Here is a 12118-nt window from a genome sequence, read left to right as displayed (position 1 = left end):
TTCATATATTAATAAAAAGTATTTAAGACTAAAACAAGATATGGAAATTGCTGAAATGAATAAAATTGTCAGGAAAATAGATCGCTCACAATTTGAAGAGGCTGCCTATATTCTCAAAGCTTTGGCACATGAAACCCGTCTATGTGTTATAATGCAGTTGACTCAGACAGAAGAGTTGTCTGTAAGTGAGTTGCGTGAAAAAATGGACTGTGAGCAATCATTGCTTTCACATCATCTTACAGATATGCGTGCAAAAGGTATTTTAAACTGCAGGAGAGAAGGGAAGAACAGTTTTTACTCTATCAGGGATAAAAGAGTTACTAACATGCTGAAATGCATGATGAGTTGTGATGGTTCAGACGGCAGCAATGATATTTCTCTGCATGGAGAATCAAATCGGAATTAATTTATTAACACGATAATTAATAATGAAAGACTTTTTTTTTAAACATTGGCTTAAAATTGCAGGGTTAGCTACAGGAGCGCTGGGCGGTTATCTCTATTATTTTTATGTGGGATGTGTAACAGGAACCTGTCCTATAACCTCAAATCCTTACAGAATGATATTGTATGGGGCTATAGTAGGTTACCTGCTGTTTGATATGTTTTCAGCAGATAAGACTAAAAATAAAATGATAGAGAGCAGAAAAGATGCAGATAATAACAAAAAAAATAGTGACATATGAAAATAAATAGAAATGGTATTCTTGTTTTTACCATTGCAATAGCTGCAGTACTAGCCGGTTGCAAAAATGATAATCAAAAAAAGAATTTAAATATTTCAGAAACAAACAGTATAAACAAAGAAAATAATATGACAACAACAGCAAAAACTATTCATTTAACAAGAGCTGACTTTTTAAAGAAAGTGGCAAATTTCGAAGAAACTCCCGACAAATGGGTATATCTGGGTGATAAACCCGCAATTATTGATTTTTATGCCGACTGGTGTGGTCCATGTAAGATGATTGCACCTATACTCGAAGAACTGGCAGAGGAGTATGATGGTCAGATTTATATCTATAAAGTAGATACTGAGGCTGAACAGCAGCTTGCAGCTGAATTTGGCATACGCAGTATTCCATCATTGCTTTTTGTTCCAATGGGTGAGGCGCCTCAAATGGCTCAGGGAGCACTTCCAAAAGATGCCTTCAAACAGGCTATTGAAGAGGTTTTACTTAAGAACTAATAGTATATTATTATGGAACAGATGTTTTATGAGAATAGCAGCAAATATGGTTTTGATGAAACTGTAAGCAAGCTTTCAGAGCTGATTGCTGAAGGAGGCTGGAGAGTAATACAGATTCTGGATTTACAGGAAATAATGAAAAAGAATGGTAAAGATGTTCTTCCTGTTAAGGTTATAGAGCTTTGTAATCCGGGATATGCATACCGGCTTTTGTCTGATAATAGCTTACGTCTGTACTCCAGTATGCTTCCCTGCAGAATTTCTGTATACGAAAAAGCAGATGGCTCAACCTATGTTTCACGAATGAACGCTGAGATGCTTTCTTCTCAAATAGGAGGTGTGGCTCAGAAGGTGATGACCGATGCATTTAAAGATGCGGAATCATTTATAAAGAAGGTTTCAGTAAATTAATTATATATTTTTACTATTGTAACTTTTTCGTGTTAAAGGGTGACTTATAATGTGTCACCCTTTATTTTTACATCAAACAGGTTATATTTATTAATTCAATTTTTTCAGTTAATTATATGCATATAATTAATTAAATCGTATATAAGCCGATAATAAACGGGTGACGGAGTAAGTAATATGAATATTGGCTCTTTTTTTGTACTTTTGTGCTTTAAAATCAGAGCAAAATAATGAAATCCAGAAAAGATTACGAGATAATGGCGCCCGCAGGCTCTTATGAGTCGCTTATGGCAGCTATACAGGGTGGGGCAGATTCAATATACTTTGGGATTGAGGGGTTGAATATGCGCTCCAAATCTTCAAACAATTTTACTATAGATGACCTACATAATATAGCTAAGATTTGCAGAGAGAATAATCTAAAAAGTTACCTTACTGTCAACACTATCATTTATAACAATGATATGGAGCTGATGCGCAAGATTGTTGATGCTGCAAAGAAGGCCAATTTATCTGCAATAATTGCAGCAGATGTAGCTGTGCTAATGTACGCTCGCTCTATTGGTGTTGAAGTTCATTTATCGACACAACTTAATATAACAAATACAGAATCACTTAAATTTTATGCTCAATTTGCCGATGTGGTAGTTCTGGCACGTGAACTAAATCTGGATCAGGTAGCGGCAATACATAAAGATATTGTTGAACAACAGATAAAAGGTCCGGGTGGCAATCTGATTCAAATTGAGATGTTTGCTCATGGAGCACTATGTATGGCTGTATCAGGTAAATGTTACCTTAGTCTGCATGAGAAAGATCTGTCAGCAAACAGAGGGCAGTGTAATCAGATCTGCCGCAGATCCTATATTGTTAAGGATAAAACAAGCGATATTGAGCTGGAGATAGATAATGAATATATTATGTCACCTAAGGATCTGAAGACTATTCATTTCATGAATAAGATGATGGATGCCGGAGTGAGGGTATTCAAGATTGAAGGGCGTGCAAGGGGACCGGAATATGTGCGTGTCGTGACAACCTGCTACAGAGAGGCTATTGAGTCTTATTGTAGTGATACATTTACTCAGGATAAGATTGATGTGTGGAATGAGAAGCTTTCCACTGTTTTCAATCGAGGTTTCTGGGATGGTTATTATCTGGGTCAGAGGTTAGGGGAATGGACACACCGCTATGGGTCAGGAGCTACCAAGCGAAAGGTGTATGTTGGTAAAGCTGTTAAGCATTTTGGTAATCTGGGGGTTACAGAGTTTCTGGTAGAAACTCAATCTGTTAAACCAGGCGATGAACTTTTAATTACAGGACCAACAACAGGAGCAGTTTTTATAACTGCTGAAGATATACGTGTTGATTTCAACTCTGTTGAAGAGGCTGTTAAAGGTGATCATTTCTCAATTAAGACTAATGAGAAGATTCGCCCTAATGATCAGTTATATAAGATGGTAACTGCAAACAGAAGAGGGGTTGCCCACGAAAGATAGAGTGTTACATTTGTAGAAACTTTTAAGTTAATTTAAAAAAATTATTTAAGTTAATTTGAAATAATCAAAATTAGTGTAACTTTGTAATGCACAATCTTTTTATAAAATCATTATGGTTAATCAATCTGTTTTCATGAAAGTAGCTGTAGTATTATTGGCTGCTTTAGTTTTATTTGCAAGCTGCTCTAGTACTACATTAATTCAATCAAATCCAAGTGGGGCTAAAGTTTATATGAATGAAGAGTATATGGGAGTTACACCACTTTCATACTCTGATACAAAAATTGTTGGTAGTACTACATCACTGCGTATAGAGAAAGAAGGGTACGAGCCACTGTATACATACCTCACAAGAAATGAAGAGGTGGATGCAGGAGCTATTATAGGTGGTCTGCTTATTTGGGTCCCTTTCCTTTGGACAATGAAATATAAGCCAGTTCATAATTATGAACTTAAACCTCTGAATTACAATGCCTCAATTTCTGAATCGGCTTTGAGTAGTGGTGAATACTATATTTCGGGTGTACTGAAGGACTAGGATTTTATCCTAATCCTCATCTTTAAACCATCCGGAATACATCAGGTAGTTACTCGCTATCTTCTGGTTCATCTCTTTGGATTGCTCAGGATCAACCTTCTTTACAAATTTTGCAGGTACTCCGGCATATATACTGCCGGGTTCTACCTGTGTGCCACTAAGAACAACTGATCCGGCTGCAATAATTGCTCCCTCACCTATTACGGCATGATCCAGCACAATAGCTCCCATACCAATAAGAGCACCGGATTTTACTTCTGCTCCATGTATTACAACATTGTGTCCAATAGAGACATCATCCCCAATAATTGAAACTGATTTTTGATATAGTGTGTGTATTACTGTGCCGTCTTGCACGTTTACACGATCGCCAATACGAATTAAATTTACATCACCTCTCAGTACAGTATTGAACCAAATGCTGCAATCGCTGCCTATTTCAACATCTCCTATAATAGTTGCATTGTCTGCAAGATAACAGTTTTCTCCGATCTTGGGTGTGAACCCGCGAACTGATTTTATAAGTGCCATAGTTTTAAGAATGAAAAAGTCGGGTTTGTTTAAATTAAACTGATGCCCGACTTTTGACAAAATATTATTTAAACTTAAATTGGTTTGGTTTTATTTTTTAACCAGGTTTTTTCTTCTACACTCAGGTGGTTCTTTAGCTTCTTATAAACCATCTTATGGTATTTGTTGAGCCATTTTTTCTCGCACTTTGTAAGAAGTTTCTTAGAAATCGGTCTAGTGTCAATAGGACAAAGAGTGATAGTTTCAAAGTTGTAGAAAGTACCAAACTCTTCGGTCTTTCTATATTCCTGTGTTACTATAAGATTCTCGATACGTATGCCATATTGATTTGCACGGTATACACCCGGCTCATTGGAAGTAACCATGCCTGGTTTAAGAAGCGTAGGATTCTCTTCAAGGCGAATATTCTGTGGACCCTCGTGTACATTCAGGAAATGACCGATACCATGGCCTGTACCATGCCAGTAGGTCAGACAATTATTCCAAAGTGCTTTGCGGGCAAGTACATCCAGCTGTGAACCCCTGGTTCCCTCGGGAAATATTGCTGTTGCCAATGCTATATGACCTTTCAGTACATTTGTATAATCTGCTTTCATCTGCTTGGTAAGCTTGCCTGCAGCAACTGTACGGGTAATATCGGTGGTACCATCCTTATACTGTCCGCCAGAGTCGATAAGCAACAGTCCTTCAGGTTTGATAGTAAGACAATTTTCAGGAGTGGCATGATAATGAACAATAGCGCCATTGCCTGCATAGCCTGCAATAGTACCAAAACTCTCACCTACGAAATTCTCTTGCTGAGAGCGGTACTCAAGAAGCTTTTCTTCTATCATTACTTCAGTAACCTCACCTGTTGGAATAGCCTTCTCCAGCCACATGTAAAACTTTACAAGAGCTACACCATCCTTTATCATTGCATTACGGAAACCTTCAAGTTCAGTCTCATTCTTTATGCTCTTCATCAGATCAACAGGAGATGGGACATCAACTATTTTACAGGATTCAGGTATTGTCTGAAGCAGCTTCCAGTTTATTTTATTGCCTGTAACACAAACTTTGCTATCCGCCGGAAGATTAGCTACATATTCAAATACATTGTTATAGTCGCTTATTATAATACCCTGCTCTTTATATTCTTCAGCAATCTCTTCACTAATTTTATCCTGATCTACAAACAATACTGTTTCGTTTTCCGATACATATGCATAAGCCACTGCAACAGGGTTGTATTCAACATCATTGCCCCTCATATTGAAGGTCCATGCTACAGCATCAAGCGTTACGATAATAATACCATCAGCCTCAAGCTTTTTAAGTTCACCATTAATTCGCTCTATTTTACTCTTAACAGACTCGCCCGCTACTTCAACTGGCAGCGTGAATATATGGTTCTGGGGTATCTCAGGTCTGTCAGTTCTGATAACAGAAAAGGGATCAAATTCAGTGTTCAGATTTATATTTTTGCTGTCTAGTTTTGATTTTAATGATTTTGCATCAGATGAGGCATAAACCAAACCATCAATGCCAACTGTGCCCCCACTACCAACTTGCTCAATGATCCAATCAGTCATATCAGGTGTTTCCGGCTGTCCCATTTTAAATAGATCAAACCCGGTATCTTTTAGTTCTTCAGCAGCCTGAATGAAATAGCGGGAGTCGGTCCATACTCCAGCTTTCTCTTTTGTTACAACAGCAGTTCCGGCTGACCCGGTAAAGCCACTTATCCATTTTCTGGATTCCCAGTATTTTGGAGGATATTCGCTAAGATGAGCGTCTGTACTTGGGATGATAAATGCATCCAGATTTTTCTCAGTCATGAACTGACGCATGGCTTCGAGTCTTGCAGGGATTTCGTTTGTTTTCATTTTGTCTTGATTTAACTCATAAAACAGCAAATATACTAAATTGTTCTTATATTTGAATCTGAAAAAAGAGGTATAACTATTGCACAATGTTTACGTAGTGCTAAATATTTTAAGAATGAAAACGAAAATAAAACTCTCTAATATGAAATTCCACTCTCATCATGGGGTTTTATCACAAGAGACAATAATAGGAGCAAGTTATGAAGTGAATGTTCTTATTGAGGCAGATCTGACTAAAGCATATGAGTCTGATAATGTAGAAGATACTATAAATTATGCAGATGTTTATGATCTGATTAAAGCTGAGATGAGCATACCATCTAAGCTGCTGGAGCATATTGCTGGTCGTATTTACAATAAAATTTCAAACCAATATCCTGAAATTATATCTCTTGAGGTTTCTGTTGCTAAATTGAATCCACCTGTAGATGGTGAGATGGATAAGTCTGAGATAGTGATTAGTAATTAACCTGTAACTTCGAACTTTTTAATATCTTTGCATAAAATTTCTACTAATGGGAGATGATTTCGATAACATAACGATTTCTGAAGATTTGCCACAGAATGGACATCTGATGCTGCGCACAGAGAATCTGGTTAAGAAGTATGGTAAAAGAACTGTTGTTAGTCATGTTTCTATCAATGTGAAACAGGGCGAGATTGTTGGTCTGCTGGGTCCAAACGGTGCAGGCAAAACCACTACTTTCTATATGACTGTGGGATTGATTGTTCCCAATGAAGGAGAGATTTTTATTGGAAAGGATAATATTACGAAATTCCCGGTATATAAACGAGCACAGAAGGGTATAGGGTACCTTGCTCAGGAGGCTTCCATATTCAGGAAAATGAGTGTTGAGGATAACATAAAATCGGTGCTTGAATTTACCGATAAATCAGCAAAGGAGAAGGAAGAAAAGCTGGAGAGTCTGATTGCTGAGTTTGGACTGGAGAAGGTTCGTAAGAATCAGGGTGACAGGCTTTCGGGTGGGGAACGCAGACGTGCAGAGATTGCGCGTTGTCTTGCAATTGATCCTAAATTTATAATGCTGGATGAACCTTTCGCAGGTATCGACCCGATTGCTGTTCAGGATATTCAATCTATAGTGGCTCAGCTTAAATATAAAAATATTGGTATTCTGATTACCGACCATAATGTTGATGAAACATTGAGTATTACTGACAGGGCTTATCTTTTGTTTGAGGGTAAAGTACTGTTTCAGGGAACTGCAGAGGAGCTGGCAGCAAATCCTATTGTAAGGGAGAAATATTTAGGGCGTGACTTTGAGTTGCGGAGGCGAACTTTCGATACTCCTTAATTGTTTATGGCTAGATTGTTATCAATTGATTATGGTAAAAAACGAACAGGTATTGCAGTTAGCGATCCTCTTCAGATTATTGCAAATGGACTGACTACTGTAGAGACTTCCAAATTGTTTGAATTCCTGGAGGAGTATTTGAAAAAAGAGGAGGTTGAGTGTATAGTAGTGGGTCTTCCAAAACAGATGAACAATGAGCCATCTGAAAATATGAGACGGGTAGAACCGTTTGTAAACCGTTTAAGAAAACAGTATCCCAACATCCCGGTGGAATATTACGATGAGCGTTTTTCTTCTAAACTTGCTCATCAAGCTATGATTCAGGGGGGATTAAAAAAAAGGGATCGTCAAAATAAAGAGTTAGTAGATGAAATTAGTGCTACCATTATCCTTCAGGGATATATGGAGAGTAAAAGAAAATTATTATGATATTACCAATATACATTTATGGTCATCCTGTTCTGAGAAAGATAACTAAGGATATTGACCCGGAGACATACCCAAAATTGAATGAGCTAATAGAAAACATGTTCGAAACTATGTATAACGCCGAAGGTGTGGGACTTGCAGGTCCTCAAATTGGACTGGAAGACAGGATCTTTGTCGTTGATTTATCTCCTTTGGCTGATGATGATCACCCTGAATTCAATGATTTCAAAAAGGTGTTCATAAATGCACATATCACTGAACGTTCTGGAGATATAGAGATAGTTGAAGAGGGATGTTTAAGTATTCCGGGCATTCATGAAAAGGTTCCACGTGAGGATGAGATAAGAATTAAATATCTTGATGAAAATCTGCAGCCTCACGATGAAGTTTACAGTGGTTATATGGCACGTGTTATTCAGCACGAGTATGATCATCTTGATGGTATCCTGTTTACCGATAAGATATCATTGCTTCGAAGAAGGATGATTAAGGGCAAGCTTGCAAACTTGGAAAAAGGAAGAGTTAATTGCGATTACAGAGTTAAAACTGTAAGATAAGTAAATTAAGTGTAGATTAACTGTTGCCAGTTAATCTACCTGCTGCCTTATTATCAATAAACCAGATTAGATTACCAGACTCCGGTTGCACCAATGCAGCCGGATATTTTTTTTCTGATTCTAAAGGATTCTCGATTATCTCCTTGATTTTATCAGCTTTGTTTTCACCGGTTACTAAAAAAGCTACATTGTCAGCTGCATTAATAACTCTGCCTGTAATGCTTACCCGCTTTTGACCCGATTCCGGATGTGTTGCTACTACGCAGTTCCTGCTGCTGTTCCATAGCTCTATCTCATGTGGAAAAATGGATGCTGTGTGACCATCATCACCCATACCAAGAATAATAATATCGAAAACTGGTATATTATCCACAACTTTAATATTTTGATTTAAGAGGTCGCTATATTCATATGCTTCACTTGAAGGGCTGTTTTCGCCTTTGATACGGAAGATATTTTCCTTTGGGATGTTTACCTTATTGAACAGATGATCATTTGTCATTTTATAGTTGCTTTGATCGTCTGAAGGAGGCACGCAACGCTCATCACCCCAAAAGAATTTTATTTTTGTCCATTCTATCTCACCTTCGGGCAATTCAGACCAGTAGTTGAATAGCGACTTTGGTGTAGATCCTCCCGAAAGTGCTACGGTTATACTCTTTTTCTTTTTTAATATCTCTTGCAGCCACTCTGTAAAAGACTGGTTTAATTCCTTTAAAGATTCAAATATCTGTATATCCATTATTAATATATATAGTAATCTTCCTATTTTATAATTCACAATAAACGCCATCCTCAGCAAGATTCTTGCATGGATAACGCCATGTGCTCTCTTTTCCCTCAATAAGATCATCTGCTACATCTGGTCCCCACGAACCAGATGGGTACCCATGAAGAGGTGCATCCTCATCATTTTCCCAATAGTCGAGTATGGGCTGAACAAATTTCCAAGTCTCTTCTACAGCTTCTCCCTGCATATAGAGCATGTTGTCACCAGACATACAGTCGAGTATCAATCTTTCATATGCACTAGGTATATAGTGATTATTTAGCTCAGAATAGTGAAAATCCATATTTACAGATTTAACCTCATACCCATTGCCAGGCACTTTCATTCCTGTTTTAAGCAATATCCCTTCGTCCGGCTGAATTCTTAGAATCAGCTGATTATCTGAGTGTGTGGACTCATCTTCCAACTTAAAAAGTTTTTGAGGTGAGGGCCTGAAATGAATAACTACTTCTGATACGTTTGTCGGTAATCTTTTACCACTGCGAATATAGAATGGAACACCCTCCCAGCGCCAGTTGTCAATAAAGATCTTCATGGCAGCATAAGTTTCTGTTCTTGACTGCGGATCAACATTCAGCTCATCTCTGTAACTCTTGTAATGTTTACCTCTTACTGTTGCTTCTGTATATTGCCCGCGAATAACGTTTTTTTTCAGGTCGCTCTTGCTGAATGGTCGAAGTGATCGAAATACTTTCATCTTCTCATATCTGATATCCTCAGCAGTTATTTTTGCCGGAGGTTCCATTGCAATCAGTGAAAGAACCTGAAGGAGATGATTCTGTATCATATCACGTAATGCGCCGGCACCATCATAATATCCTCCTCTGCCTTCAACGCCAAGACTTTCTGCTGCTGTTATCTCTACATGTTTAATAAAGTTCCTGTTCCAGAGTGGTTCATATATTCCATTGGCAAATCTTGTGACCATTAGATTTTGAACTGTCTCTTTACCAAGATAATGATCAATCCTGTAAATCTGATCCTCGTCAAAGAATTCCAGTAATTGGTTGTTTAATTCAACAGCCGACTTCAGATCGTGTCCGAACGGTTTCTCAATGATTAGCCTGCGGAACCCTTTTTGCTGTATAGTAAGTCCATGTCCATACAGATATTTCGGTATAGTACTGTATAGAGCTGGTGGTGTAGAGAGATAAAATATATAGTTTTGTCCCAGATTAAATTTTTTATTCAGTTTGTCAAGCTTTTCCTTTACCCGGCCATACTCTTCTCCTTTATCAGTATCAATACTCAGATAGAATAGTTTTGAAAGAAATCCATCAAGTTTTTCATTAGTAGTATCTTTATAACGGGCAAACTGTCGGATACCTTCCTTCATTTTCTTACGGAACTTATCATTCGTAAACGGAGTGCGGCTCACTCCCAATACGGCATAACCTTCGGGCAGTGAATCATTCATATATAGATCAAACACTGCAGGAATAAGCTTGCGATATGTCAAATCGCCCGAAGCACCAAAAATAACAAGTGCCTGGTTGGTTTTCTTTTTCATCATTTAAATACATCTTGGATATATTGAAAGAACAAATTTAACAGGAAAAAGTTGATCGCGCTTTTTTTTAAGAAAAATCATCATAAACTACATAAGCTTTTCATAATTATAGATTTGTGGATAAGATATTTTATTGTATCTTTGCACCTCGAAAAACCGAGAAATTTTATTTAAAACATTAATAGTTAATTAAGTATGAATAATTACGAAACCGTTTTCATTTTAACTCCCGTTTTATCTGATGTTCAGATGAAGGAGACGGTTGAAAAATTCAAGAACCTCCTTACAGAGCAAGGAGCCGAGATTGTGAATGAAGAAGATTGGGGCCTGCGCAAACTTGCCTACAATATCGACAAGAAAACAACCGGATTTTACACTTTTCTTGAATTCAAAGCTGACCCTTCAGTGATCGAAAAACTGGAAATCAATTTCCGTCGTGATGAGCGCGTAATCCGTTTCCTTACTGTGAAACAAGATAAGTTCGCTTATGAGTATGCACTCAAAAGAAGAAACAATAAAGGCGGAAAGAAAAAGGAGGCTGACCCTTCTTCAGCAGAAAGCAAAAAAAGGAAAGATAATGTTCAGGTTTCTGAGTCAGAGCAGCCTGAATTAACCATTAACGAAATGGAGGATTAAGAGATGGCTAAACAATCGGAAATAAGATATTTAACACCACTTTCGGTGGATGTAAAGAAAAAGAAATATTGCCGTTTCAAAAAGAACGGAATAAAATATATCGATTATAAGGATCCTGAGTTTCTAAAGAAATTCCTGAATGAACAGGGTAAAATTTTACCAAGAAGAATCACAGGAACATCTTTGAAATTCCAGCGTCGTGTGGCTCAAGCAGTGAAGAGAGCTCGTCATATTGCTCTACTTCCATATGTAACCGATTTAATGAAATAAAGGAGGAAATAGAAATGGAAGTAATATTAAAAGAAGATATACTTAACCTTGGATACAAGGATGATATAGTGAATGTGAAAAAGGGTTATGCCCGCAATTATCTCATTCCTCAGGGTAAGGCAATTATCGCGAACGAATCTGCTAAGAAAGTTTTAGCTGAAAACCAGAAACAACGTGCACACAAGCTTGCTCAGATTAAAGCTGATGCTCAGGCTGTAGCAGACAAAATGGAGGGTGTTACACTAACAATTGGAGCCAAAACCAGCTCAACTGGTACAATCTTTGGTTCTGTAACAAATATCCAGATTGCTGATGCATTACAAGAAAAAGGTTTCGAAGTTGATCGCAAACTTATCCAGATTAAAGATCAGGTAAAAGAAGTAGGTAACTACACAGCTGTAGTTAAATTACATAAAGAGGTATCAGTAGAAGTTCCATTTGAAGTGGTAGCTGAATAATAGAACCTTTATAGAAACTTAAGAACCTCGGTATATATTAATATACCGGGGTTTTTTTATTGTTAATTATTAAAATACGCTCCTGGCTACCAGATGTTATAATATAAAATATAAATCAA

Annotated in this window: 16 protein-coding genes and 1 pseudogene; 13 read left to right on the top strand and 4 right to left on the bottom strand. The window is 37.5% G+C overall.

What is annotated here, in order from left to right:
* Positions 1–55: 55 nt before the first annotated feature.
* From PHO43_RS02660 to PHO43_RS02635, 6 genes are all read left to right on the top strand, one after another.
* Entirely contained in the window at positions 56–406 is a 351-nt protein-coding gene (locus PHO43_RS02660; RefSeq protein ID WP_045090739.1) for an ArsR/SmtB family transcription factor, read from the top strand.
* 22 nt (positions 407–428) lie between these two features.
* A complete protein-coding gene (locus tag PHO43_RS02655) occupies positions 429–686 on the top strand; it encodes a DUF6132 family protein (RefSeq protein ID WP_353738313.1) in 258 nt (85 codons plus the stop codon).
* Positions 683–1189 (top strand): thioredoxin, encoded by a 507-nt coding sequence (gene trxA / locus PHO43_RS02650; RefSeq protein WP_045088855.1) that lies wholly within the window; start codon positions 683–685, stop codon positions 1187–1189. Before PHO43_RS02655 ends, trxA begins: the two co-directional genes overlap by 4 nt.
* Positions 1190–1201: 12 nt before the next feature.
* Positions 1202–1600 carry a DUF302 domain-containing protein gene (locus PHO43_RS02645; RefSeq protein WP_045088856.1) on the top strand — a complete coding sequence of 133 codons (399 nt, stop codon included), beginning with the start codon at positions 1202–1204 and terminating at the stop codon, positions 1598–1600.
* Between the two features lie 230 nt (positions 1601–1830).
* Positions 1831–3099, top strand: a complete 1269-nt coding sequence (locus PHO43_RS02640; RefSeq protein WP_197272047.1) for a peptidase U32 family protein — start codon at positions 1831–1833, stop codon at positions 3097–3099.
* A gap of 112 nt (positions 3100–3211) precedes the next feature.
* Positions 3212–3637 carry a PEGA domain-containing protein gene (locus tag PHO43_RS02635; RefSeq protein ID WP_052673055.1) on the top strand — a complete coding sequence of 142 codons (426 nt, stop codon included), beginning with the start codon at positions 3212–3214 and terminating at the stop codon, positions 3635–3637.
* Positions 3638–3646: 9 nt separating this feature from the next.
* Here the strand turns inward: PHO43_RS02635 and PHO43_RS02630 are convergent, their stop codons facing one another.
* Together PHO43_RS02630 and PHO43_RS02625 are read right to left on the bottom strand one after the other, a co-directional pair.
* Positions 3647–4168, bottom strand: coding sequence for a gamma carbonic anhydrase family protein (locus PHO43_RS02630; protein WP_045088857.1), 522 nt, complete (start codon positions 4166–4168; stop codon positions 3647–3649).
* 74 nt (positions 4169–4242) lie between these two features.
* The gene (locus PHO43_RS02625) at positions 4243–6033 is read right to left on the bottom strand and encodes an aminopeptidase P family protein (RefSeq protein WP_288011196.1); all 1791 of its coding nucleotides are present in this window, start codon (positions 6031–6033) and stop codon (positions 4243–4245) included.
* Positions 6034–6148: 115 nt separating this feature from the next.
* Between PHO43_RS02625 and folB the strand changes: the two genes are divergently transcribed.
* The 4 genes from folB to def are packed head-to-tail and all read left to right on the top strand — an operon-like array spanning position 6149 to position 8335.
* On the top strand, positions 6149–6502 hold the full coding sequence (folB, locus tag PHO43_RS02620; RefSeq protein ID WP_045088858.1) for a dihydroneopterin aldolase: 354 nt from the start codon (positions 6149–6151) through the stop codon (positions 6500–6502).
* 46 nt (positions 6503–6548) lie between these two features.
* Positions 6549–7349 (top strand): LPS export ABC transporter ATP-binding protein, encoded by an 801-nt coding sequence (gene lptB, locus PHO43_RS02615; RefSeq protein WP_082331561.1) that lies wholly within the window; start codon positions 6549–6551, stop codon positions 7347–7349.
* A gap of 6 nt (positions 7350–7355) precedes the next feature.
* The gene (gene ruvX, locus PHO43_RS02610; protein WP_045088860.1) at positions 7356–7778 is read left to right on the top strand and encodes a Holliday junction resolvase RuvX; all 423 of its coding nucleotides are present in this window, start codon (positions 7356–7358) and stop codon (positions 7776–7778) included.
* Positions 7775–8335, top strand: a complete 561-nt coding sequence (gene def, locus PHO43_RS02605; protein ID WP_288010169.1) for a peptide deformylase — start codon at positions 7775–7777, stop codon at positions 8333–8335. Before ruvX ends, def begins: the two co-directional genes overlap by 4 nt.
* Before the next feature lie 16 nt (positions 8336–8351).
* Here def and pgl read toward each other — a convergent pair whose 3' ends face one another.
* Positions 8352–9077 carry a 6-phosphogluconolactonase gene (gene pgl / locus PHO43_RS02600; RefSeq protein ID WP_197272046.1) on the bottom strand — a complete coding sequence of 242 codons (726 nt, stop codon included), beginning with the start codon at positions 9075–9077 and terminating at the stop codon, positions 8352–8354.
* A gap of 28 nt (positions 9078–9105) precedes the next feature.
* Positions 9106–10635 (bottom strand): glucose-6-phosphate dehydrogenase, encoded by a 1530-nt coding sequence (zwf, locus tag PHO43_RS02595; protein WP_045090744.1) that lies wholly within the window; start codon positions 10633–10635, stop codon positions 9106–9108.
* Positions 10636–10830: 195 nt separating this feature from the next.
* Here zwf and rpsF point away from each other — a divergent pair.
* The 3 genes and pseudogenes from rpsF to rplI all read left to right on the top strand — a co-directional run.
* Positions 10831–11172, top strand: a pseudogene (gene rpsF, locus PHO43_RS02590) (30S ribosomal protein S6); the annotation flags it as partial.
* A 102-nt stretch (positions 11173–11274) separates the two neighbouring features.
* A complete protein-coding gene (gene rpsR / locus PHO43_RS02585; RefSeq protein WP_045088863.1) occupies positions 11275–11541 on the top strand; it encodes a 30S ribosomal protein S18 in 267 nt (88 codons plus the stop codon).
* A 14-nt stretch (positions 11542–11555) separates the two neighbouring features.
* Complete coding sequence (rplI, locus tag PHO43_RS02580) at positions 11556–11999, top strand: 50S ribosomal protein L9 (protein ID WP_045088864.1); 444 nt, start codon at positions 11556–11558, stop codon at positions 11997–11999.
* Positions 12000–12118 lie beyond the last annotated feature (119 nt).

The sequence above is a fragment of the Lascolabacillus sp. genome, from assembly GCF_028696275.1.
Lineage (GTDB): Bacteria > Bacteroidota > Bacteroidia > Bacteroidales > Dysgonomonadaceae > Proteiniphilum > Proteiniphilum massiliensis.
Note: the sequence above shows the minus strand (reverse complement) of the source record. Positions and strands in the feature narration are given on the sequence as shown.